The 25,312-nt window shown below is 71.9% G+C and carries 13 protein-coding genes and 1 riboswitch; of the genes, 10 read left to right on the forward strand and 3 right to left on the reverse strand.

The annotated features are described in order from the left end of the window. Positions 1–113: 113 nt before the first annotated feature. Together OG331_RS07335 and OG331_RS07340 are read right to left on the reverse strand one after the other, a co-directional pair. Positions 114–755 (reverse strand): superoxide dismutase, encoded by a 642-nt coding sequence (locus OG331_RS07335; RefSeq protein WP_406193019.1) that lies wholly within the window; start codon positions 753–755, stop codon positions 114–116. Positions 756–827: 72 nt separating this feature from the next. Then, positions 828–1,985 (reverse strand): HoxN/HupN/NixA family nickel/cobalt transporter, encoded by a 1,158-nt coding sequence (locus OG331_RS07340; RefSeq protein ID WP_406193022.1) that lies wholly within the window; start codon positions 1,983–1,985, stop codon positions 828–830. 166 nt (positions 1,986–2,151) lie between these two features. Here OG331_RS07340 and tsaD point away from each other — a divergent pair, with 166 nt between their 5' ends. Next, a complete protein-coding gene (gene tsaD, locus OG331_RS07345) occupies positions 2,152–3,228 on the forward strand; it encodes a tRNA (adenosine(37)-N6)-threonylcarbamoyltransferase complex transferase subunit TsaD (protein ID WP_406193025.1) in 1,077 nt (358 codons plus the stop codon). Continuing rightward, positions 3,228–3,866 carry a GNAT family N-acetyltransferase gene (locus tag OG331_RS07350; protein WP_406193028.1) on the forward strand — a complete coding sequence of 213 codons (639 nt, stop codon included), beginning with the start codon at positions 3,228–3,230 and terminating at the stop codon, positions 3,864–3,866. The genes tsaD and OG331_RS07350 overlap by 1 nt, the downstream gene beginning before the upstream one ends. 19 nt (positions 3,867–3,885) lie before the next feature. Here OG331_RS07350 and OG331_RS07355 read toward each other — a convergent pair whose 3' ends face one another. Next, entirely contained in the window at positions 3,886–5,301 is a 1,416-nt protein-coding gene (locus OG331_RS07355; RefSeq protein WP_406193031.1) for a short-chain fatty acyl-CoA regulator family protein, read from the reverse strand. Between the two features lie 388 nt (positions 5,302–5,689). Here OG331_RS07355 and aceA point away from each other — a divergent pair, with 388 nt between their 5' ends. The 8 genes from aceA (at position 5,690) to OG331_RS07395 (ending at position 25,222) form a co-directional block, all read left to right on the forward strand. Continuing rightward, complete coding sequence (gene aceA / locus OG331_RS07360) at positions 5,690–6,973, forward strand: isocitrate lyase (protein ID WP_406193034.1); 1,284 nt, start codon at positions 5,690–5,692, stop codon at positions 6,971–6,973. A gap of 82 nt (positions 6,974–7,055) precedes the next feature. Further along, the gene (gene aceB / locus OG331_RS07365; protein WP_406193037.1) at positions 7,056–8,654 is read left to right on the forward strand and encodes a malate synthase A; all 1,599 of its coding nucleotides are present in this window, start codon (positions 7,056–7,058) and stop codon (positions 8,652–8,654) included. Continuing rightward, the gene (locus OG331_RS07370) at positions 8,651–9,520 is read left to right on the forward strand and encodes a 3-hydroxybutyryl-CoA dehydrogenase (protein ID WP_406193040.1); all 870 of its coding nucleotides are present in this window, start codon (positions 8,651–8,653) and stop codon (positions 9,518–9,520) included. Before aceB ends, OG331_RS07370 begins: the two co-directional genes overlap by 4 nt. A 250-nt stretch (positions 9,521–9,770) precedes the next feature. Further along, positions 9,771–9,965, forward strand: a riboswitch (cobalamin riboswitch). A gap of 178 nt (positions 9,966–10,143) precedes the next feature. Next, positions 10,144–12,462: a 5-methyltetrahydropteroyltriglutamate--homocysteine S-methyltransferase gene (gene metE / locus OG331_RS07375; RefSeq protein ID WP_406193043.1), complete on the forward strand. Its 2,319-nt coding sequence runs from the start codon at positions 10,144–10,146 to the stop codon at positions 12,460–12,462. Positions 12,463–12,727: 265 nt separating this feature from the next. Continuing rightward, on the forward strand, positions 12,728–20,239 hold the full coding sequence (locus tag OG331_RS07380; RefSeq protein WP_406193046.1) for an SDR family NAD(P)-dependent oxidoreductase: 7,512 nt from the start codon (positions 12,728–12,730) through the stop codon (positions 20,237–20,239). 14 nt (positions 20,240–20,253) lie between these two features. After that, complete coding sequence (locus OG331_RS07385; RefSeq protein ID WP_406193049.1) at positions 20,254–23,199, forward strand: aldehyde dehydrogenase family protein; 2,946 nt, start codon at positions 20,254–20,256, stop codon at positions 23,197–23,199. Next, positions 23,196–23,471, forward strand: a complete 276-nt coding sequence (locus OG331_RS07390; protein ID WP_406193052.1) for an acyl carrier protein — start codon at positions 23,196–23,198, stop codon at positions 23,469–23,471. The genes OG331_RS07385 and OG331_RS07390 overlap by 4 nt, the downstream gene beginning before the upstream one ends. Further along, entirely contained in the window at positions 23,468–25,222 is a 1,755-nt protein-coding gene (locus tag OG331_RS07395; protein ID WP_406193055.1) for a fatty acyl-AMP ligase, read from the forward strand. The genes OG331_RS07390 and OG331_RS07395 overlap by 4 nt, the downstream gene beginning before the upstream one ends. Positions 25,223–25,312: the final 90 nt, after the last annotated feature.

A 25,312-nucleotide genomic window follows, 5' to 3' on the forward strand; every position in this document is an offset into this window, starting at 1 on the left:
GACTGCGAAGGGCTCCCCCAAGTCAGGTTCTTGTGGGAGCCCTTCGTCGTACTGCCTGCCGGTGAAGGTTGAGAAGACGATCACGAGCAGGACATCCGCGGCGAGTTACGGCGTCACGGCGCCAGAAGCAGACTGTTGCCGCGCTCCTTGGCGGCGGCGTAGCGCTTGGCCACGTCCTGCCAGTTGACGACCTGCCACATGGCCTCGATGAAGTCGACCTTCTGGTTCCGGTACTGGAGGTAGAAGGCGTGCTCCCAGGCGTCGAACACCAGGATCGGCGTCGAACCCTGGCCGACATTGCCCTGGTGGTCGTAGACCTGCTCGACGATGAGGCGGCCGCTGAGCGGCTCGTAGGCGAGCACGCCCCAGCCGGAACCCTGGGTCGTGGCCGACGCCTTGGACAGCTGGGTCTTGAAGTTCGCGAAGGACCCGAAGGACTCTGCGAGCGCGTCCGCGAGTTCGCCCACGCCGTCCTTCTCCAGCGGCTCGCCGCCGCCCTCACCCGTCATGTTGTGCCAGTAGATCGAGTGCAGGATGTGGCCGGAGAGATGGAAGGCCAGATTCTTCTCCAGGCCGTTGATCGAGCCCCACGACTCCTTGTCCCGCGCCTCGGCGAGCTGCTCCAGCGTGTCGTTCGCGCCCTTCACGTACGCCGCGTGGTGCTTGTCGTGGTGCAGTTCGATGATCTCGGGGCTGATGACCGGGGCGAGCGACGCGTAGTCGTACGGAAGCTCCGGGAGCGTGTAAACCGCCATGTCCAACGTCCTCCGACGTTATTGCGAATAGTATGCAGCTGCACGTTAACAGTAAGAGCGAGAGCTTTTCGATCAGGCATTGGACCTAGGACCTGGGCCGTGTCGCAGCGCGGTGCCACTGCTGCCCGGGCCCTGTTGTGCGGGCCGCGCCAGGCCGGCCGTCCACTTCTCCTCGATGCGGCCGGCCTTCCACACCACCAGCGCCAACGCCCACGTGGCGAAGAACAGGCCGACGATGACGTAGCCGATGACGTTCAGGTCGAGGCCGGACACCCGGTCCCAGAACGGGCCGTGCAGATCCGCCTGCTCGGCGATCAGGCCCAGCAGCTCGACGGTGCCGATGATGAGGGCGACAGCAACCGACAGGCCCGTGATGGTGAGGTTGTAGTAGACCTTGCGGACAGGGTGCGAGAACGCCCAACCGTAGGCGAAGTTCATGAACGAGCCGTCGATGGTGTCGAGCAGCGACATACCGGCCGCGAACAGGACCGGCAGGCACAGGATCGCGTACCAGGGCAGACCCGATGCCGCGCCCGAGCCGGCGAGGACGAGCAGTGCGATCTCGGTCGCGGTGTCGAAGCCGAGGCCGAAGAGGAGCCCCAGGGGGTACATCTGCCAGGGCTTGGTGATCGACTTCATCAGGCAGCCGAGGAGGCGGTTCATGAAACCCCGGTTGTTGAGCTGCTCTTCGAGGGCGGCCTCGTCGAAGTGGCCGGTGCGCATCCGCCGGAAGACCTTCCATACGCCGACCATGATCACGATGTTGATGATCGCGATGAGGTAGAGGAACGTGCCCGAGACCGTCGCACCGATCCAGCCCGTCACGCCGTGCAGCGCCGAGTCGTCGTTCTGCACCGGGTCGGCCAACGCCTTGACGCCCAGGGAGAGCAGGAAGGCGAGGGCGAAGACGATCGAGGAGTGGCCGAGGGAGAACCAGAAGCCGACGGACAGCGGTCGCCGCCCCTCGCTCATCAGCTTGCGGGTGGTGTTGTCGATGGCGGCGATGTGGTCGGCGTCGAAGGCGTGCCGCATGCCGAGGGTGTAGGCGGTGACGCCCATGCCGATGCCGAAGGTCTTGCTGCCCAGGCTGTAGTGCTCGGGGGCGACGATCACCACGAGGGTGAACCAGCCGATGACGTGCAGCGCCAGGATGAACGCGGCCATTCCGCCGAGGTTCGCCCACTCCTTGCGGGTCATGGACGTACGGATGCGGTGCCACGAGGAAGTCATGGAGGTGGGGCCCAACTGCTGGTCCGATGGCTGTTCTCAGCCGCGCAGCCCAGGCTTCTGCCCGTCACTTGCAAGAGCAACGCAGGGGCGGCAAAGCCCACGTCAGGATTTCCTTATTGCACATAGGTTGCAATAGCATTCATGGTGCAGAGAGGGGTGGTCCGGTATGGGACGCAAGGCGTCTCCGATCGTGCTGGGTGTCGAGTCGTCCTGCGACGAGACAGGCGTGGGTCTCGTCCAGGACGGCCGGCTGCTCGGCCATGCCATCGCGTCGAGCATGGACGAACACGCCCGCTACGGCGGTGTCGTACCCGAGATCGCCGCCCGCGCCCATGTGCATGCGGTACGACCGGTGATCCGGCAGGCCCTGGACGGCGCCGGGTTGCGGCTCTCCGACATCGGCGCGGTCGCCGTCACCACCGGACCGGGCCTGTCGGGCGCGCTCCAGGTGGGGCTGGCCGGGGCGAAGGGCATCGCGTACGCGCTCGGTGTCCCGCTGTACGGCGTGCATCACCTCGCCGGCCATGTCGCCGCCGACACCCTGGAACACGGGCCGTTGCCCGACCCTTGCATGGTGCTGATCGTCTCGGGCGGCCACACATCGCTGCTCCTCGTCCGCGACCTGGCCCGCGCTCCGATCGTCCATCTCGGCGACACCCTCGACGACGCGGCCGGGGAGTGCTTCGACAAGGTCGCGCGGGTCTTCGGGCTGCCGTATCCGGGCGGTCCGGCCATCGACAGGGCAGCGCGCGTGGGGGATCCGCGCGCTGTCCCCTTCCCGCGCCCGCTGACCGGCCCGCGCGACGAGCCGTACGACTTCTCCTTCTCCGGACTGAAGACGGCTGCCGCGCGTTGGGCGGAGGGGCACGCGGGCCGTGAACTGCCCGTCGCCGACGGCGCGGCGTCGCTTCAGGAGGCCATCGCCGACGTACTGACCCGCAAGGCGGTGGCGGCCTGCGTCGAGCATGGTGTGGGCACCCTGGTCGTGGTCGGCGGGGTTGCCGCGAACTCCCGTGTCCGTTCCCTGGCCGAGGAGCGCTGCCGCGCCGCGGGTGTCGAACTGCGCGTGCCACCCCTGCGGTTGTGCACGGACAACGGCGCGATGATCGCCGCCGTCGGCGACCTCCTCGTGCGTGCCGGAGCCGAACCGGCGCCGCTGGACGTGTCGATCGATCCGTCGGCGCCGCTGGAGTACGCGGCGCTGCACCCTGTGGCGACCATCGCCGAGGCGGTGGCGGCCTGATGAACCCTGTCATCCGGGTCTTCAAGGGCGCCGACCTCCTCGCCCACTCCGCCGCACTGCGCGCCGTCTACCTCGACGCCTTCAGTGGCCCACCATGGAACGAGGGCGAGGAGAAGGCGGTCGAGTTCACCAAGCGGCTCACACTGGACGTCCGCCGTCCCGGTTTCACCGCCGCGCTCGCCCTCGCCGGCGAGGAGGCCCTCGGCTTCGCCACCGCCTGGACCACCCCCAACCCCCTCCCCACCGACCGCTGCTACCCCCAGGCCGCCGCCGGGCTCGGCCCCGACCGCGGCGTCGACTGGCTGTGCGGGGCCCGCGAGGTGGACGAGCTCGCCGTCCGCGGCGACACCCGGGGCACCGGACTCGCCGCCGAGCTGCTGAGAGCGGTCACCGCAGACGCTCCCGAAGGCCGCTCCTGGCTGCTCACCTCCGTCCGGTCGGGGCGAGCCATGTCCTTCTACCGCCGCCACGGCTGGACGCAGGCCACCCACCCCTCCCCCGACGGCACGGGCATCGTCGTCTTCCTGAGCCCTCGTCACCCCGCCAGGTCCCTGGCCGCACCACCCCTGACGCGAGCGTCGTCCCCGGCATCGAAGAGGCCGGCCGCACCACCCGGTACGGCTCCTCCTGCCGGCTGAACGGCAACACCCGGGCCGGTCACGCCCGCCTGTCGTTCTCGGCCTCGACCGGGTACGGCACGAAGGTGCTGCTGTGCTCGTCGACGGCGAGTGCCCTGCCCAACGGAGGAGCCGCCCGCTGAGGACAGTCGAGACGTTCGCAGACGCGGCAGCCCATGCCGATCGGGGTCGCCGCGGAGGCGTTGGTGAGGTCGAGGCCGTCGGAGTAGACGAGGCGATGGGCGTGGCGGATCTCGCAGCCGAGCCCGATGGCGTACGTCCTGCCGGGCTCGCCCCAGCCGCCTCGGTGCCGGGTGACAGCGCGGGCCGTCCACAAGTAGCGCTGCCCGTCCGGCATTTCGGCGATCTGGACGTGGATGCGCCCGGGGGCGGCGAACGCCTCGTAGACATTCCACAGGGGGCAGGTGCCGCCGGCCCGCGAGAAGTGGAAGCCGGTGGCCGACTGGCGTTTGGACATGTTCCCGGCACGGTCGACACGCACGAAGGAGAAGGGCACGCCGCGCAGTCGGGGTCGCTGGAGGGTGCTCAGGCGGTGGCAGACGGTCTCATAGCCGAGGCCGTAGCGGTCGGTGAGGCGCTCGATGTCGTAGCGGAACTCCTCGGCCGCCGTGTGGAAGGCGGTGTACGGCAGGATCAGCGCGGCCGCGAAGTAGTTGGCGATGCCGATGCGGGCCAGGGCGTGGGCGGGTGAGCCGGGCGGAAAGTCCTCGGCGGCCTGACGGTCGAGTTCGTCGCCGTATTCGAGGAGCGCCAGTTGGGTGGCCATGCGGAACGCTCGCTGACCGGGGCGCAGGCGGGTCGACAGGTGGAGGGTGCGGGTCGCCGCGTCGAAGTGGTGCAGCCGGTCGCCGGTCCCGGCGGCCGCGCGGACGTCGTGCGCGTCGGCCAGTCTCGCCGTGAGGGCGCCGACGACCTCGCCGGGCCGGATGCCGATCTCCTCGGCGAGGCGTTCGGCCGCGAGGTCGGTGTCGTGCAGGTAGTTCTGGCGGCGGTAGAAGAAGTCCCGGATCTCCTCGTGGGGTGAGCGCGGTGTCTCGACGGCGGTTTCCCGGCCGTCGGCCGCTCCCGCGAGGCGCTCGGACAGGAGCTGGTTGCGGCGGCCCAGGTCGAGGAGGACCCGCGCGACCGCGGGCATGCGGGAGGCGAGTTCGGCGAGGTCGGACGGGGAGACGCGGGCTTCGGCGATCTCGCCGGTGAGCGCCTCGCGCAGGTCGGCCACCAGACGGGTCGTGTCGCGCTCGGAGAAGAAGTTCGGGTCCAGTCCGAAGGTCTCGGTCAGCCGGAGCAGGACGGGGACGGTGAGCGGGCGGGAGTCGTGCTCCATCTGGTTCAGATAGCTGGGCGAGATGGCGAGGACGCGGGCCAGCTCGGCCTGGCTCATCCGGCGCTCCTCGCGGAGCCTGCGCAGCCGTGCCCCCGCATAGGTCTTGCTCACCGCGTGCGTTCCTCCATGTCAGGGACCCGGCTGAGACCCGGTCAGCGTACGCGAACCGGCGCCTCCCGCACCCTTCGCAAGATTGGCAAACGGCGGCGAGAAGATTCGCAAAGCTTGGCAGCCTTCCACGGTTGATGGCACTCAGTGCCAGTGCCAGAGTGTGAGTGCGGCTCGCCGGACCCGGCAGGCTCCGCCCGGAACCGGGGCGCGATTCATGCCCTGACGTCGGAGATCCCGGCAGGACGGCAGCCCGTACCGGCAGCATTGCTCTCCTTCGCCCTTTCGGGGTGACGGCGGGCCGCACCCCTTCATGAGACACGCAGTGCCATTCGTGGGGAGAGCAGCACACGATTGGCAGACGCAACAGACCGAGGAGACGGTGACAGGCATGGCAGAGGCGAGGACGCAGGCGGCCGAGGAGCTCGCACGGCGCTGGGCCACCGACCCGAGGTGGCAGGGCATCGAGCGCACCTACAGCGCCGAGGACGTCGTACGGCTGTCCGGGAGTGTCCGTGAGGAGCAGACCCTGGCCCGGCGCGGGGCCGAGCGCCTGTGGCGCCGGCTGCACGAGCAGGACTACATCCACGCCCTGGGCGCGCTGACCGGCGGCCAGGCTGTGCAGCAGGTCAAGGCCGGGCTCCAGGCGATCTACCTGTCCGGCTGGCAGGTCGCCGCCGACGCCAACCAGGCCGGGCACACCTACCCCGACCAGAGCCTCTACCCGGCCAACTCCGTTCCGCAGGTGGTGCGTCGGATCAACAACGCGCTGCTGCGCGCCGACCAGATCGCCACCGCGGAGGGCGCGGGCGACACCACGGACTGGCTGGCGCCGATCGTGGCCGACGCCGAGGCCGGTTTCGGTGGTCCGCTCAACGCATTCGAGCTGACCAAGGCGATGATCGCGGCGGGTGCGGCCGGCATCCACTACGAGGACCAGCTCGCCTCCGAGAAGAAGTGCGGCCACCTCGGCGGCAAGGTCCTCGTCCCGACCTCGCAGCACATCCGCACCCTCAACGCGGCCCGTCTGGCGGCCGACATCGCCGACGTGCCGACCGTCATCGTCGCCCGCACCGACGCTCTCGCCGCCAACCTCCTCACCAGTGATGTCGACGAGCGCGACGCCGAGTTCGTCACCGGCGAGCGGACGGCGGAAGGCTTCTACCGGGTGCGGGGCGGCATGGCGCCGGTCATCGCCCGCGGTCTTGCCTACGCCCCCTACGCCGATCTGATCTGGGTGGAGACGGGCACCCCGGATCTGGAGCAGGCCCGCGAGTTCGCCGAGGCCATCCACGCCCGGTACCCGGACCAGATGCTGGCGTACAACTGCTCGCCGTCGTTCAACTGGAAGGCCGCGCTGGACGACGACCAGATCGCCAAGTTCCAGCGTGAACTGGGTGCGATGGGCTACAGGTTCCAGTTCATCACGCTGGCCGGTTTCCACTCCCTGAACCACGGCATGTTCGACCTCGCCCGCGGCTACGCCGAGCACGGCATGACGGCCTACGTCGACCTGCAGGAGAAGGAGTTCGCCGCGCAGGCCCACGGCTTCACGGCCGTCAAGCACCAGCGCGAGGTCGGTACGGGGTACTTCGACCTGGTGTCGACGGCGGTCAATCCCGCGTCGTCCACGACCGCGCTGGCCGGGTCCACGGAGGAAGAGCAGTTCCACTAGGCCGCCGGGCCGCACTTGCCGAGCGGAGGGGCGGGCGTCCGTCCCCGTCCCGCCCCTCCGCTCCCACCCCTCAGGAGACCCGATGTCCACCACCGCACTGACCCACGATGTCCGCGTCCTCGCCGGTCCGGGCCACCGTCACGACGAGGTCCTCACGCCTGCCGCCCTCGACTTCGTGGGCCGGCTCGCCGCGGAGTTCGGCGAACGCCGCCGGGAACTCATGAAGGAGCGCCGCAGGCTGGCGCTGCGGCTGGCGTCGGGCTCACCGCTCGGCTTCCCCCTGGTCACCTCCGCCGTCCGCGCCGACCCGGCCTGGCGCGTCGCACCGCCCGCACCCGGCCTGACCGACCGCCGCGTCGAGATCACCGGCCCGCCGGACCGCCGGATGGCGATCAACGCGCTCAACTCCGGCGCCGAGGTCTGGATGGCGGACTTCGAGGACGCCACCGCTCCCCTCTGGGACAACGTCATCGGCGGCCAGCTCAACCTGCTCGACGCCGTCGAGCGCCGTATCGACTTCACCACGGCGGAGGGCAAGGAATACCGGCTCGGCGAGAGCGGCCGGCTCGCCACCGTCATGGTCCGCCCGCGTGGCTGGCATCTCGACGAGGAGCACCTGGAGTTGGACGGGCGGCCCGTGCCCGCCGCCCTGGTCGACTTCGGTCTGTACTTCTTCCACTGCGCCCAGCGCCAGATCGACGCCGGGTACGGTCCGTACTTCTACCTGCCGAAGCTGGAGAACCGGTACGAGGCGCGTCTGTGGAACGACGTCTTCGTCCTCGCCCAGGAACTGCTCGGTATCCCCCGCGGCACGATCCGCGCCACGGTCCTCATAGAGACGATCACCGCCGCGTTCGAGATGGAGGAGATCCTCTACGAACTGCGTGAGCACAGCGCGGGACTCAACGCGGGCCGCTGGGACTACCTGTTCAGCCTGATCAAGACCTTCGGTCACCGCACCGACTTCCTCCTTCCCGACCGGGCGAAGGTGACGATGAGCGCCCCCTTCATGCGGGCGTACACCGAACTCCTCGTGCGCACCTGCCACCGTCGCGGCGCGCACGCCATCGGCGGCATGGCCGCCCACGTGCCCGGCAAGGACCCGGACACGAACGAGGCCGCGCTCGCCAAGGTGCGGCTCGACAAGGAGCGCGAGGCCGAGGACGGCTTCGACGGCTCCTGGGTGGCCCACCCCGGGCTGGTCCCCGTCTGCCGCGAGGTCTTCGACGGTGTCCTCGGCGATCGGCCCCACCAACTCGACCGTACCCGCGACGACGTCGAGGTGACCGCGGCCGACCTGCTGTCGGTGCGAAGGATCAGCGGGCCGCCGACCGCGGAGGGCGTCCGCAGCAATATCGCCGTCGCGCTGCGCTACTTCGCCGCCTGGCTGCGCGGGCAGGGCGCCGTCGCCCTGTACGGCCTGATGGAGGACGCGGCCACCGCCGAGATCGCCCGCGTGCAGATCTGGCAGTGGCTCCGGCACCGGGTCATCGACCGGGAGACGGTGCTGCGGCTGCTCGACGACGAGGTCGTCGCGCTCGGCGCCGAATACCCGTGGGCGCCCGTCGACGAGATCCGTGCCCTGTTCGAACGGACGGCGCTGGCAGGCGAGTTGCCGCAGTTCTTCACCCCGGACGCGTACACCCGGCACCTCGTGAAGCGGACGGAGGCCGGCGCGTGAGCGGGGGCATCCGGCGCGTCGGGGTGGTCGGCGGCGGGCTGATGGGGGCCGGGATCGCCGAGGTGTGCGCACGGGCCGGGCTCGACACCGTGGTCTGCGAAGTGGACGCGGTCGCGGCCCGCGCGGCACGGGACCGGGTGGCGGCATCGCTCGACCGCGCGGTGCGCCGCGGCAAGCTGGAGGAGGCCGCGGCGCGGGACGCCCTCGCCCGCATGGTCTTCAGCGGCAGCCTGGACGATCTCGCCGACCGGCAGCTCGTCGTCGAGGCGGTCATCGAGAACCCGGCCGCCAAGACCGAGGTCTTCGCGACGCTCGACAAGATCGTCGAGGACCCGGAGGCGGTGCTGGCGACCAACACCTCTTCACTCCCCGTCATGCGGCTCGGCATGGCGACCGGCCGGGCGGACCGGGTGGTGGGCCTGCACTTCTTCAACCCGGTGCCGGTGCTGCCCCTGGTGGAGGTCGTGACCTCGCTGCACACGTCGGGGACGACCATCGCCGCCGTCGAGGACTTCGCGACCCGCGCGCTCGGCAAGACCGTCATCCGCTCCCAGGACCGGGCAGGCTTCGTCGTCAACGCCCTGCTCATCCCGTATCTGCTGTCCGCGGTCCGGATGGCGGAGTCCGGCTTCGCCACCGCCGCCGACATCGACACGGGCATGGAGCTCGGCTGCGCCCACCCCATGGGCCCGCTGAAGCTCGCGGACCTGATCGGCCTCGACACCGTCGCCTCGATCGCCGAGTCGCTCTACGACGAGTTCAGGGAACCCCTCTACGCGCCTCCCCCGCTGCTCCAGCGGATGGTGGAGGCGGGACTGCTCGGCCGGAAGACCGGCCGCGGGTTCCACATCCACGACCAGGACTGAGGGCCTGGTACGACGCGGGCTGAGGGGCCCGCGTCGCCGCCGGGAGTGAGGGTTCCCGCGGCGCACACGGGGGAAGGGCGGGAGGCGCGGATGCGGCGCGCTTCCCGCCCTGTGGCGTTGCGACCCCAGGGACGCTCGGGGAACTCGGGGAACTGCCGGGCACTCCCGGCACTCGGGTGTCCCATTTCACGATCCGAATGACGGACGCCGTCCTCCCTCCGAGGTGCCACCCCGTAGGCTGGCCGGTGCAGCTGGTTCGCCCCGCCCGCCAGGTGGGATGCGTCGCAAGAGGGAACCCGGTGGGAATCCGGGACTGCCCCGCAGCGGTGAGTGGGAGCGACCGCCGTCATCCGCACTGGGCCCGACGAAAGGGCCTGGGAAGCGACGGCCAGTAGGTGTCCTCCGGTCAGGAGGACGTGCCCGCGAGTCCGAAGACCTGCCAACTGCCCGCGCGCGGACAACTCGTGCGCGGACATCCCGGTGACCTCGAGGGCGGGTCGGCGTACATACCAGGCGGACGACCGTGCCCAGCCGCGCACGCTCTGCCCGTCCGGTTCGTCGCCCCTTCGCGCTCTCGTCCCGTCCCCGGGATCCCAGGGATTCATCTCGCGAAGGAGATCTCCGTGACCACGAAGTCCGCAGCCGCGGCAGCACGGGCCACCGTGTACGGCTACCCCCGCCAGGGCCCGAACCGGGAACTGAAGAAGGCGATCGAGGGCTACTGGAAGGGCCGCGTCACGCCCGACGCCCTGCGCACCACGGCCGCCGAACTGCGCGCCGCCAACTGGCGTCAGCTGGCCGATGCCGGCATCCACGAGGTCCCGACGGGCGACTTCTCGTACTACGACCACGTCCTGGACACCACCGTCATGGTCGGCGCGATCCCCGAGCGTCACCGGGACGCCGTCGAGGCCGACACCGTCGACGGCTACTTCGCCATGGCCCGCGGCACGCAGGACGTGGCGCCGCTGGAGATGACGAAGTGGTTCGACACGAACTACCACTACCTGGTGCCGGAGTTGGGCCCGGACACCGTCTTCACGGCCGACTCGGCCAAGCAGGTCGCCGAGCTGAAGGAGGCCCTGGCGCTGGGTCTGACCGCCCGCCCCGTTCTGGTCGGCCCAGTCACCTACCTGCTGCTCGCCAAGCCCGCGCCCGGGGTCGCCGCGGACTTCGAGCCGCTCACCCTCCTGGACCGCCTGCTGCCGGTGTACGCCGAGGTCCTCGCCGACCTGCGCGCGGCCGGCGCCGAATGGGTGCAGGTGGACGAGCCCGCCCTCGTGCAGGACCGCACCCCGGCCGAGCTGAACGCCGCCGAGCGCGCCTACCGCGATCTGGGTGCCCTCACCGACCGCCCGAAGCTGCTGGTCGCCTCGTACTTCGACCGGCTCGGCGACGCCCTGCCGGTGCTGGCGAAGGCCCCCGTCGACGGGCTGGCGCTGGACTTCACCGAGGCCGCCGCCACCAACCTCGACGCGCTCGCCGCAGTCGGCGGACTGCCCGGCAAGCGCCTGGTCGCCGGCGTGGTCAACGGCCGCAACATCTGGGTCAACGACCTGGAGAAGTCCCTGTCCACCCTGGGCACCCTGCTCGGGCTGGCCGACCGGGTCGACGCGGCCGCCTCCTGCTCCCTGCTCCATGTGCCCCTGGACACGGGCCTGGAGCGGGACATCGAGCCACAGGTCCTGCGCTGGCTGGCCTTCGCGAGGCAGAAGACCGCAGAGATCGTCACCCTCGCCAAGGGCCTCGCCCAGGGCACCGACACCATCGCCGCCGAACTCGCCGCCAACCGGGCCGACCTGACGTCCCGCGCCGGCTCGCCGATCACCCGCGACCCGGCCGTCCGGTCCAGGGCGGCGGCGGTCACGGACGCGGACACCCGCCGCTCACAGCCGTACGGCGAACGGGCCGCCGCGCAGCGCGCCCATCTCCGCCTGCCGCTGCTGCCGACCACCACCATCGGCTCCTTCCCGCAGACCGGCGAACTGCGCAGCGCACGCGCCGACCTGCGCGCCGGGCGAATCGACGCCACGGGGTACGAGGAGCGCATCAAGGCCGAGATCCAGGAGGTCATCTCCTTCCAGGAGAAGACCGGGATCGACGTCCTCGTGCACGGCGAGGCCGAACGCAACGACATGGTCCAGTACTTCGCCGAGCAGCTCACCGGCTACCTCGCCACGCAGCACGGCTGGGTCCAGTCCTACGGCACCCGTTACGTCCGTCCGCCGATCCTGGCCGGCGACATCTCCCGCCCCGAGCCGATGACGGTGCGCTGGACGCGGTACGCCCAGTCCCTCACCTCCCGCCCGGTCAAGGGCATGCTCACCGGCCCGGTCACCATGCTCGCCTGGTCCTTCGTCCGCGACGACCAGCCGCTCGGCGACACCGCCCGGCAGGTCGCCCTCGCCCTGCGCGACGAAGTCAACGACCTGGAGGCGGCCGGGACTTCGGTCATCCAGGTCGACGAACCCGCGCTGCGCGAAACCCTGCCCCTGCGCTCCGCCGACCACCCCGCCTACCTGGCCTGGGCGACGGAGGCGTTCCGGCTCAGCACGGGCGGCGTGCGTCCGGACACCCAGATCCACACCCACATGTGCTACGCCGAGTTCGGCGACATCGTCCAGGCCATCGACGACCTCGACGCCGACGTCATCAGCCTGGAGGCCGCCCGCTCGCACATGCAGGTCGCCCGCGAACTCGCCGCTCACGGCTACCCGCGCGAGGCCGGCCCCGGCGTGTACGACATCCACTCCCCGCGCGTCCCCAGCGCCGAGGAGGCGGCGTCCCTGCTGCGCACCGGGCTCAAGGCCATCCCCGCCGAACGGCTCTGGGTCAACCCCGACTGCGGCCTGAAGACCCGCGGCTGGCCCGAGACGCGCGCCTCGCTGGAGAACCTGGTCGCAGCGGCCCGCACGGTCCGTGAGGAACTCCCCGCGTCCTGAGACCGGGAGCGATCTGCCGGGGAGCGGACGCCCGAGTTCCGCTCCCCGGCAGATCCACGACGGGGTCATCACCGTGGTGACGCGTTGGGGCGCCGGTCGATGCGCATGATCCTTTTTCAGCCGTGTGAGTGATGACTACTCAATGTGACATCAACTTTACTGGTGGTGACGGTGACTCGGGGCTGATCGCGAGGACGGAGCCGCTGGCGGCGCCCCCCTTTGACCTGCCGTCCGACTGCGCGGGGTTCAGGGATGGGGTGTGGGGATGGCGTTCGCGATCGTGGGCCTGGGGTGCCGGCTGCCCGGCGGGATCGTGGATCTGGCCGGGCTGTGGGAGGCGCTGGAGGCCGGGCGTGACCTGGTCGGGGCGGTTCCGGAGGACCGCTTCGAGGCCGCGCGGTTCGTCGACACGGCGATGGCACGGCGCGGGAAGTCGTACACCGCGCGAGGCGCGTTCCTGGCGGACATCGCGGGGTTCGACGCGGACTACTTCGGCATCTCGCCGCGGGAGGCAGCCCACATGGACCCGCAGCACCGGCTGCTGCTGGAGACGGCCGTCGAGGCGCTGGACGACGCGGGCATCGACCCCGGGACATTGGCAGGCTCCGACACCTGCGTGTTCGTCGGCATCTCGGACTTCTCCTACGGCGGGCTGCAGATGCTCAAGTCCCGTCAGATGAACGCCTATTCCATGGCGGGCTATGCCCATTCGATCGCGGCGAACAGGCTGTCGCACTTCTTCGACCTGCGCGGACCGAGCATGGCGATCGACACCGCCTGCTCGTCGTCGCTGGTGGCCGTGGAACGTGCCTGCCGGGAACTCGCGTCGGGCGGCAGCCGTGTGGCGCTGGCGGGCGGGGTCAACGTGCTGCTGAACCCGAGTGCATTCGTCGGGTTCAGTCAGGCTTCGATGCTGTCGAAACGGGGCCGTTGCGCGGTGTTCTCGGCGGACGCCGACGGGTTCGTCAGGGCCGAGGGCGCGGGCGTGCTGGTCCTGAAGCCGCTGGCCGACGCGCTATCGGAAGGGACCCGGATCCACGGGGTCATCGCCGGGTACGGCAGCAACTGCGACGGACGCACCACCGGACTGGCTCTGCCCAGTGCGCGGGCACAGGAGGAACTGCTGCGACGGGTGTACGAGCGGGCGGGGATCACGCCCGACGAGGTGGCGTACGTGGAGGCGCACGGCACGGGTACGCAAGCGGGAGACCGGGCCGAATGCGCGGCGCTCGGCCGGGCGTTGGGGGCCGCACGCACTGTCGGCCCGCTGCCCATCGGGTCGGTGAAGTCCAACCTGGGGCATCTGGAACCCGCGTCCGGCATGGCGGGGCTGCTCAAGGCCCTCGCGGTGCTGCGCCACGGCACGATCCCCGCCTCGCTGCACCTGGAACCGCTCAACCCCGCCATCGACTTCGGCGGGCTGGGGCTGGAGCCGGTCGACCGGGCGCGTCCGCTGCGGCCGGGGAAGGGGCGGCGCTTCGTGGGCGTCAACTCCTTCGGGTTCGGCGGGGCCAACGCCCATGTGGTCGTCGGCCCGCCACCGGCCATGCCGCCACGGCCCCGGGCCGAGACCGCGGGCGAGCTGCCGGTGATCGCTTCGGGGCGCAGTCCGCAAGCGGCCGGGGAGGCGGCGCGGCGGCTGGCCGCGCGGCTGGCGCGCAGCGCGCCGGGCGAACTGGCGGCCCCGGTCGAAACGGTGGAGTCCGCGGGAGCGGCCGAGTCAGGGGGCGCGGATGCGTTCTACGACATCGCCGCGACCGCCGGCGTCCGCCGGGCCAGGCACCGCTACCGCCGGGTGGCGCTGGCCTCGTCCCCGCACGAGGCCGCGCGGATCCTGTCCGGCGAGGGCGTGACGGGTGAGGCCGTCGAGCATGGCCGGGTCGGGCTGGTCTTCGTGGGCAACGGTTCGCAGTGGGCGGGGATGGCCGCGGACCTGCTGGACGCCGACCCGGTGTTCCGGGCCGAGGTGGAGGCAGTCGATGCCGCGCTGGCGCCCCGGCTGGGCTGGTCGGTCGTCGCTCAGCTGCGCCGCCCGGCGGACGAGTGGGGGCTGGAGGCCACGGAGGTGGCCCAGCCGCTGCTGTTCGCGGTGCAGGCCGGGATCGTCGCGGTCCTGCGCGAGCGGGGCGTGAAGTGGACGGTCGCGCTCGGGCACAGCGTCGGAGAGGTGGCCGCCGCGTACGCCGTCGGTGCGCTGACTCCGACGGAGGCCTCGTGGGTGATCGCCGAGCGAAGCCGCGCCCAGGCCGCCACGGCGGGCCAGGGCCGCATGGCCTCGGCCGGGTTGCCGCCGGCCGAGGCGGAGCGGGTCCTGACGGGGTACCCGGGCCTGGTCGTGGCCGCCGTGAACAGTCCGAGGGACGTGGCGATCGCCGGGCCGGTGAACCAACTCAAGGCACTGGGCGAGGAGTTGGCGGCCCGGGACCTGTTCTTCCGGCTCATGGACCTCGACTACGCCTTCCACAGCCCGGCCATGGAGCGCATCCGGAGCCCGCTGGCCGCCGCACTGGCCGGGCTTGCCCCGGGTGGGAGCACCGATGCGCTGATCTCCTCCGTCACGGGCGGCCCGGTGCCCGCGGGCGGACTGAACGCCGACCACTGGTGGCGCAACGTCCGCGAGCCGGTCAGGTTCGCAGCTGCCGTCGAACACGCCCTGGACGCGGGCGTCGACGTGCTGCTGGAGGTCGGCCCGCATCCGGTGCTGACTTCGTATCTGCGCCGAATCGCCACCGGACGCGACCGGGTGGCCGTGCTCGCGACGCTGCGCCGCGACGCCGCGGGGCCGGGCGCGCTGCGCGGTTCGGTCGAGGCGCTGATCGCCGCCGGGGCGGAGCTGGACTGGACGCGGTGGTTCCCTCGCCCCGCCCGGGTCGCGGAGCTCCCCGCGTATCCCTGGCAGCGAGAGCGGCACTGGAGCGGCACCCCGCACCAGTGGACCGTCAGGGGCGGATCGCGACCGTTGGACCATCCGCTGCTGGGCGAGCGGCTGCCGACGGCGGAGCCCGCCTGGGAGGGACCCGTCGAACCGGCCCTGGTGCCCTGGCTGGCCGATCACAAGGTGGCCGGATCGGTGCTGCTGCCCGCGACCGGTTACGTCGAGATGGCCCTGGCCGCCGGCCGCCGGGTGCTGGACGGCCCGGTGGAACTGGCCTGGTTGGAGGTGAGCCGCCCGCTGGTCGTGCCGTGGGGCCGGGCCGGGGACGTCCGTCTGCAACTCGCCTTCTCGCCCGACGACGGCATGGTGACCGTCACCAGCACCGAGGCCGCCGACGGTGGCGAGGCCGAGGGCGCGCCGCCCCGTCCGCACGCCCGATGCCGGGTCCGCGAGCTGATCGGCCGCCCGCCCGCCAGGATCGACCTCGCCGCCGCCCGCGCCCGCTGCACCCGCCGGGGCGACGCCGACGCGCTGTACCCCGAACTGGCCGCGGCCGGCCTGGACTACGGGCCCGCGTTCCGGCAGCTCGTGCGGCTGCACATCGGGGACGGGGAAGCCCTGGCGGCCTACCGGCACACCACTGACACGACCGACACCGCGCAGTACGTGGTGCATCCGGCGCTGCTGGACGGCGCGCTCCAGGCGTGCGTGCCGGTCGTGGCCGCTCGGGCGGGAGCCGGGCAGTGCTGGCTTCCCGCCGCGATCGGGGCCGTACGCGTCTGGCGGAGCCCGTCCCCGGCAGGGATGCTGCACGTCCGCGACCGCACGCGCGGCGCCACCGAGCTGTGCTTCGACATCACCGTCACCGACCCCGACGGCAGCGTCACCGTCGAACTCGACGGCGTACGCATGCGGCGCGTGCCGGGCCGTGCCGACCGCGCGCCCATGCGGTACGAGACCGCGCTGCGCGCCGCGCCCCACCTCCGTCTGCCGGCCGCGGCCTCGCCGCTGCCCGGCAACCACGATCTCGCCGGAGCCGTCACACCGAGCGTCGAGGCGGCGCAGGCCGACGCACTCTCGGTGCGCTTCGCGGACTCCGTGACCCGGTTCAAGCAGCTCACCGCGCACATGGCGGCCGCCGCGTTCACGGACCTGCTGCCCGCCGACACGGCCGAGTTCACGCTCTCCGACCTGGTCCGGCACGGGATGCTCCCGGGACACGACCGGCTGGCGCGGGCCCTGCTCGGCCTGATGTCCCGGCACTGCCTGGCCGCGGTCGGTGACGGCGAGCGATGGCGGCTGACCGGCACCGCGGACCCGGAACCTCTCGCTGCCCGGCTCCCGCTGAACTTCCCGGCCTGGAGTGCCGAAGTGCAGCTGGCGGTCCGTCAGTTGTCGCACCTGCCGCAGGTGCTGCGCGGCGAACGGGACGCACTGCATCTGCTGACCGGCCAGGGCTGCCAGGAAGCCCTGGAGCAGTTCTACGACGTGGCGCCGTCCTGCCGGCTCCACAACCGGCTGGTCGCCGCGCTGGTGGCGGAGATCGTGCGGGCCTGGCCCCAGGACCGGCCCCTGCGGATCCTGGAGATCGGCGCGGGCACGGGCGGCACCACCGCCGCGGTGCTGCCGCTGCTGCCGCCGGAGCGAGCCGTCTATCACTTCACCGACGTGTCCGCGGCCTTCTTCGCCCGCGCCCGGCACCGTTTCGGCGACCACTCCTTCGTCGACTACCGCACGTTCGACCTGAACGCCGACCCCGCCGAGCAGGGCTTCACCGACGGCGGATACGACCTCGTCGTCGCGGCCAACGCCCTGCACACCGCGACGGACCTGCGCACAGCCCTGAGCCGGGTGCGCGCACTGCTGGCCCCCGGCGGACGCCTGTTGGCCTTCGAGGCGCACGACACGGACTACCTGCTGCCGTTCTCCGGCACGCTGACCAGTTTCTGGGCGCACGACGACGAGCTCCGGCCCGGTTCGCCCCTGCTCGGCCGGAACCAGTGGCGCGATGTACTGCGCGCCTGCGGCCTCACCGACATCGTCTGTCTCGGTGACACCTTCGAGGGCGCCGAGGACATGGCTTCGGTGCTGCTCGCCTCGGCACCCGCGTACGGGATCGCACAGCCCGCGCTGCCGCGGCCGGACGTCGATACCCGGTGGATCGTGGCCACGGAGAGCGAGGCGGAAGCGCCGTTGGCGGAGCACGTCGCCGGGCTCCTGTCCGACGGTGCGACGCGGTCCGTCCCGGTGACGCCCGCTCCCTCGGACCCGGAGGCGTGGTCGGCGTCGCTCGCCGGTGCCGGCCATCCGGCCGTGGTGCTCGTGCTGGGCGAGGCGCCCGCCGACCCGCAGGCGATGCTCGACCAGGCCGTGCGCCGCGCCGGCATGCTGCGCGACCTGGCCTCGGCCTGCCTGTCTCTCCCGGACGGTGCGCGACCGGCCCTTTGGCTGGTGACCCGGCCCAGCGGCGCACTGCCGGCACCCGAACGGGCCGCCCAGCCACAGGACGCCGCCGTCTGGGGCATGGCCCGGACCCTGGCCAACGAACACTCCGACCTGCGAGTGACCCGGCTGTCGCTGGAGCGCCTCGGCGACCCGGCCGCAGACGCACAGCGGCTGGTTAGCGAACTGCTGGCACCCCTCGCGCCGGCCGGTGACGACCAGGGCCCGGCCGCACGTGAGGACGAGATCGTGCTGACCTCGGGCGGTCGTTTCGTACCCCGGGAACGCGAACTGCCTTCCGGTGAACACTCCGAGCCCGGCGGCGACGAACCCTTCGCCCTGGAGATCGGCGCGCCCGGTCTGTCGTACGAGCCGGTCTGGACGCGGTCCCGGTCCCTCACGCCAGGGGCCGGCGAGGTGACGCTCGCCGTGCGGGCCGCGGCGCTCAACTACCGCGACATCATGCTGGCGACCGGTCTGTTGCCCCCGGAGGCGGGCGAGGTGGGGATCGGCGGGGACCGGCCCGGCTTCGAGTGCGCCGGGATCGTCACGGCCGTGGGCGCAGGCGTGGACGGGCTGACGGTCGGGGACCGGGTGTGCGCTGCCGTCCCGGCCTGTCTGGCCTCGCACACCGTGGCTCCCGCGTCGGCCGTGGTGAGGATTCCGGACGGTCTCGGTTTCGCGGCGGCCGCGACCCTGCCGGTGGCCTTCCTCACCGTCCACTATGCGCTGCACGATCTGGCGCGACTGGCGGGCGGGGAGACCGTGCTGGTGCACGGGGCCGCGGGCGGGGTGGGGCTGGCCGCGCTCCAGTACGCCCGTCTCGTGGGCGCCCAGGTGATCGCCACCGCGGGCAGCCCGGTCAAGCGCGACCTGCTGCGGGCGCTCGGCGTCGAGCACGTACTGGACTCCCGCAGCCTCGAATTCGCCGGTCAGGCGCTGCGGATCACCGGTGGGCGCGGGGTGGACGTGGTGGTCAACTCGCTGGCCGGGCAGGCCATCGACCGGGGCCTGGAGACGCTGCGGCCCGGCGGTCGGTTCGTCGAGCTCGGCAAGCGCGACATCTACGCCAACAAGCCGCTTCTGATGCGGCCCTTCAGCCGCAACATCGCGTTCTTCGGTGTCGACGTGACCGCCCTGCTGTCGGACCCGGCCGGACTCCATACCGGTCGGCGACTGCTGGCCGAGGTCGCCGAGCGGGTGGCGGACGGCCGCTACCGGCCACTCCCGCACACGGTGTACCCGGCCGCGAGGGTCGGCGAGGCGTTCGCGCTGCTTCAGCATTCGCGGCACATCGGAAAGGTCGTCGTCAGCCTCGATCCGCAGGACGGGCCGGTTCCCGTCCGTACCCGGCCCGGGCCGCCCCGGCTCGATCCCGACTCCTGCTACTTGATCACCGGCGGGCTGAGCGGCTTCGGCGCCGCCACCGCCCGCTGGCTCGCCGATCGCGGCGCCCGGCACCTGGCGCTGGTCTCCCGTCGCGGCGCCGACGGCCCCGAGGCCGCGGCCGTTCTGTCCGACCTGGCGGCGCGGGGCGTGACCGCGACGCCGTACGCCGCCGACGTCTCGGACGCGGCCGCCATGGCTCGGGTGATCGGCGCACTCGACGCCACCGGGCACCGGCTGGCGGGCGTGGTGCATGCGGCGATGACCCTCTCCGACGGCCCCCTCACGGAACTGTCCGACGAGCGGATCCGTGCGGTCCTGGCCCCCAAGATGGCCGGAGCGGCGGTCCTCGACGCCCTGACGGTGGACCACGACCTGGCCCTGTTCTGGCTCTACTCCTCCTTCGCCGCCGCCATCGGCAACATCCACCAGGCCGCCTATGCCGGCGGGAACCTGTTCACCGAAGCACTGGCCCGGCGACGGGGCCGTACCGGACCGGCTCTGGCCGTCGGCTGGGGCGCACTCGGGGACGTCGGACACGTGGCCCGCGAGGGTCTGGCACCGGCAATGGAGGCGCTCGGCGCCGAACCGCTCGGCCCGCACGAGGCGCTGGCCGCCCTGGGGAGCGTGGCGGCGTCCGGCACTGCCGTCACGGGGATCGGCCGGTACGACTGGACCCGGGTGCGCAGCTGGTTGCCCGCCCTGGCCACGCCGCGTTTCTCCGCGTTGCGGCCCGCCGACGGCGAACTCGGCGGCAACAGCCGCCAGGACCTCCTGGCCGCTCTGGCCGACGTCACCGCGGACGAGGCGTTGGAGACCGTCAACCGTGCCCTCGCCGAGGTGCTGGCCCGCATCCTGCAGACGGACACCGCACGTCTCGACCCCGCACTGCCACTCCAGGACTACGGCGTCGACTCGCTGATGGCCGCCGAACTGCTGACCACGCTGCGGCAGCGCCTCGACGTCGAGATCCCGCCCATGGAACTCCTCCAGGGCGGCGTCACTCTCACCGACCTGGCCCGCCATGTGCTGCTGCGTCTCGGCGTGCGCACCACCGACTCCGCCAACGGCTGAAAGAAAGGCCCGACATGGTGACCTGCCAGGAACCCGGTACTCCGGCGGCGGACCGCAGCGGAGGCTTCCCCAGCTTCGGTCCCCTCATCGGCGGCGCCGCCGTCCCCGGCCCGACCGGCGCCCCCGACACGACCGAGTGGGTCTACTCGATCCGCGCGAGCGCACTGATCGACGATCCCATCGGCGCCACCTGCTACCGCAACGCGCTCAACTCCGGCCGCATGGGCCCCGACGCCCATCCGGAGACGATCCTGGGGCGCTGCGCGGTCGCCGGCCCCGACCTCGTGGAGGTCGCCCTGCGCACCGCCCGGCAGGCGGCCGACGAATGGGGCGGCAGCACGCGAGCCCAACGCGCCGCTCTCGCCGAGGCGTTCAGCACCAGACTGCGTGAACACACGGACCCGCTGACCGACCTCCTCGTCGAGGAGGGGCACCCGGTCCGGTTGGCCCGGATGGAGGTCGCCAACCTCGTCACCTTCTTCGGCACCGAGACCACCGCCTGGTGTCTGGGGCAGCTGGAGACGCGGCACACCACCGACGGACGGACGGTCTCGCTGCGCCGGGTGCCGGACGGCGTCGTATGCGTACAGCCTCCACAGAACACGCCGGCGCTCGGTGTCGGCGCGGCCTTCCAGTCCGTACTGGCCGGGAACGCGCTGATGGTGCGGCTGTCCCGGCACGCGCCGATCGCCGCCATGTATCTGCTGGAACGCGTCGCCGCGCCCTCGCTCGCCGAGGCCGGCGCCCCGCCCGGCGTCCTGTCGGCGCTGTGCACCGATCCGGCCCGGGCACTGGATGCCTGGCTGGCCAGCCCTCTGGTGGACGATGTGCTGTACTTCGGCGACTCGATCCGCGGTGAGCAGCTGGAGAAGGCGTGCCTCGCCGCGGGCAAGAAGCCGATCCTGGAACTCGGCGGCAACGACATGGTCGTGGTGTGGCGGGACGCGCCTCTCGACCGGGCCGTTGAGGCGCTGCTGGAGTCCTACCACGGCAGCGGCCAGATCTGCTGCGCGCCCAATATCGCGCTCGTCCACCCGGAGATCGCCGACGAGCTCACCGACCGGCTGACGGACCGGGTCCGGGCGCTGCGGCCCGGCTTCCCCGACGACCCCGAGGTCCTGCTGGCCGCCACGCCCAACACCGCCGGATACGACGCCACCCTCGCCGACGCACGGCGGACGGGCGCCCGCGTGCTGACCGGCGGCCGCCACCTGGACGTCCAGGGCCGCGAGAGTGACGTCGCGGTCTTCGCCGAGCCGGCGCTCATCCGCGTCGACGGGCTCGCCCGTGCGCGGGAGCTGCGCTCGGTGCGGCACGAGACCTTCTTCCCGCTGCTGACCCTGGCCGTGCCCCGCCCTGCCGGCGACGACGAACTCCTCGCCCAGATGGTGTCGTTCGTCACCGACGGCGCCTACGGGTTGCGCAACTCCCTGTGGGCACAGAGCCCGGAGGTCATCGACAGGTTCGTGCGGGACGTCCGCTCGTGCGGCCAGTTGAGGGTGAACGACTCGCACCTCGCGGGGGTTCCGTTCCTGTCCAACCACGGCGGACCGGGGCTGAGCGGCGACAGGTTCGCCGAGCTCAACTACCCGATGCTGCGCACCAGCCGCCTCCAGGGCGTGTCCGTGGCGCAGTCCGCACCGCCCTCGCAGCCTGCCGCTCCGTACGTCCCGGCGCAGCCGAGGCCCAGGGTCGAGGCGGCCCGCGCGTACCCGCCCGGCTGGCCGCCCGAGGAGCTTCCCGGCGGTCTGCCGGCCCCGTTCACCGAGGCGTTCCACCACGACCCGTACCCCACACTGCACTGGCTGCGCGAGCACCGGCCGGTGAGCCGGGTCCTCAGCCCGGACGGACCCGGCTGGCTGCTGACCCGCTACGACGACGTCCGTACCGCTCACACCGACCCGCGCGTGACCTGCGACAGCAAGCGGATCCCCGCCGGCCTGATGTGGCTGCGGCACTGGCCGTCCGAACTGCGGGAGCGGCTGTTCGTGCATCTGCTGGACAGCGACGACCCGCGTCACGCCGAACTGCGGGCGATCATGCGGCCGTTCTTCACGCCCGCCCGGCAGGAGCAGTGGCGCTCGCGGGTGCAGCGCCTCGTGGACGCCCGGATCGACCGGATCGTGGAGCGGGGCCACGGCGACCTCATGGCAGCGGTGGCCTATCCGCTCGGCGGCAACGTGCTGTTCTCCGTCCTCGGCGCCACCCCGCCCCGCATGAACCACCTGCGGGCGATGATCTGGCGTACCGCCGAGTGGAACAACGACGTCCCCTACGTCGAGGCGCTCGCCCACGAGGTCGACGCGTTCGTCCGCGGGGCCGTCGCCGAGAAGCGCCGCTCCCTGGGCGACGACCTGATCTCGCTGCTGGTCCGGGCCCGTGACCAGGACGGTCTGATCAGCGAGGACGAACTGCACGGCCTGGTGATGATGATGCTCGTCGCCGGCCAGGACCCCAGCATCAACAGCGTCGGCAACAGCCTGCACGCCCTGCTCGCCCACCCCGGCCAACTCGCCGCGCTCCGCGGCGATCCCGCCCTCCTCGCGACCGGCATGGGCGAACTGCTGCGCTACGAGAGCCCGTTGCCCTTCACCAGCTGGCGGGGCACCCTCGAGCCCGTCGAGTTCGGCGACGTGACCGTCCCGGCCGACGAGTCACTGTTCTTGTGCGTCGGCGCGGCCAACCGGGACCCCGCACGCTTCCCCGACCCCGACCGCCTCGACCTGAACCGCCCCACGCCGGGCCATCTCGCCTTCGGCCACGGCGCCCACTACTGCCTGGGCGCCCACATCGGCCGGATGACTGCCGAGGCCGCCGTCACCACCGTCCTGCGCCGGCTGCCGGGCCTGCGGCCGGACGGCATGCCGCGGTGGCGGCCCAGCATGTTCGAGCGCGGCCTCAGCGTCCTGCCCGTCGCCTGGGACGTACCGCAAAAGGTGCAGCAGGGAGCTGCCCGGTGAAACGCTCCGAGATCCTCGCCGAGGTCAAGGCAATGCTCGCCGAGTTCGGCGGCGTCGACCCCGAAGAGGTCGACGAACAGACCGCGTTCATCGCCGACCTCGGCCTCGATTCGCTCGTTCTGGTGCGGATGACCGTCGTCGCCGAGGAGCGGTTCGGGGTACGCATCCCCGACGAGGTCGCCTGGGAACTGCATACGGTCGGCGCCGTGGTCGGCCATGTCGAGGAGGCCCTTGCGGAGCAGCCGGGTGTGGCGGATCGGGGCCGGCGGTGAGTGAACTCGTCCGGTTCCTGCGCGAGAAGATGTGGATCCTCGGCGACACCCGCTGGTACGCGCGCGTGGACAGCGTCCGCGGTGAACTCGTCGAGGTGGAACGCCTCGGATACGCCCAACTCGACGCGCGGGCACGTGCCGTGGGGGCATGGCTGGCCGACCGTACGCCGCCCGGTGCGCGCGTCCTGCTGATGTACCCGGCGGGTCTGGAGTTCTTCGCGGTCTTCCTCGGTTGCCTGTACTCGGGTCGGGTCGCCATCCCCGCCCCGCTGCCGGACACCGACCGGCGCGCTCTGGAACGGGCCGAGGGCATCATCCGTGACGCGGATGTCGGCCTGGTCCTCAGCGACGCCGCACACCAGCCCCGGCTCGGCTACTGGCTCGCCGGCATGGATCTGGTCGCGCACGCCGAGTGCGTCGCGACCGACGGCCCCGCGCTGCCGGACCCGGGGCCGTGGTCCCCCGCCGCTCTGGAACTCACCGCGACCGCCTACATCCAGTACACCTCCGGATCGACGAGCGAGCCGCGCGGCGTCGTCATCAGCCACCGGAACCTGCTGCACAACCTGTTGTCGATCAGGGAGAAGCTCATCCCCGCCGAAGTCCTGGACGAACTGCGTCACGACCCGTCGCCCACCGGCGCCGGTTGGCTGCCGCACTACCACGACATGGGCCTCGTCGGCATGCTGCTCAGTCCGCTCGTGAGCTACGGCAACCTCGTCTTCTCCTCCCCGGTCTCCTTCATCGCCCACCCTCTGCTCTGGCTCCAGATGATCAGCCGGTACCGGGCCTACTTCACCTTCGCCCCGAATTTCGGCTACGACTGGCTGCTGCGAAGCATCAAGGACAGCCAACTCGCCGACCTGGACGATGACCTGGACCTCGACTGTCTGCGGTTCGCGCTGAACGGCGCCGAGCCCGTCCGCGCCGACGTCCTGAACGCGTTCGCCCGCCGGCTCGCCCCCATCGGCTTCGGCCCGCGCATCTGGGCGCCCAGCTACGGCCTGGCCGAGGCCACCCTCATGGTCACCGGCACCCCCTGCGGCAGCGGGCCGACCGTGGGGCGCTTCGACCGGGACGCGCTGGAGGCGGGCCACGCCGTGCCCGACCCGGACGGCCTCGCTCTCGTCAGCTGCGGACCTCCCGCGGGCGCCGACGTCCGCATCGTCGACCCTGCCACCTCGGGACCGGTCAAGGACGGGCAGGTGGGCGAGGTGTGGGTACGTGGTGAGAGCGTCGCCGAGGGCTACCTCAACGACCCGGACGCCACCGTAGAGCACTTCGCCGCCGTCACCGCCGACGGCGACGGACCGTACCTGCGGACCGGAGACCTCGGCTTCTTCCAGGACGGCGAGCTGTACGTCACCGGTCGCGCCAAGGACCTGATCATCACCAACGGCCGCAACATCCACCCCCAGGACATCGAAAGCGTCAGCGAGGCGGCCGACCCCGCCACCGGCCCGTGCGCCGCCTTCGCCCTGACCGACGACTCGGGTCACGAACGCATCGTCCTGGTCCAGGAGATCCGCCCCCTGCACCTCAACGGCCGCAGTCCCGCGGTTCTCGCCGGGCTCATCAGAGAACGTCTGGCCCGCGAACTGCGGCTGGCCGTCCAGGTCGTCATCGTCGGACCGATGAGCGTCCCCCGGACCACCAGTGGCAAGATCCAGCGTTCACGAACCCGGGACGAGCTCCGGACGGCGGACCTCACTCCCCTTCACTCCGACCTCCATCCATCTGCGATGACTTAGGCACCGTGAGGGCGGGGCAGCAGGGGGTCAACCCACCACCGATCCGGTTGATCCCCCCATCGCGCCTCCCAGCCCTCCGCGGCCATCGTG

This window comes from Streptomyces sp. NBC_01017 (assembly GCF_045162795.1).
GTDB lineage: Bacteria > Actinomycetota > Actinomycetes > Streptomycetales > Streptomycetaceae > Streptomyces > Streptomyces machairae.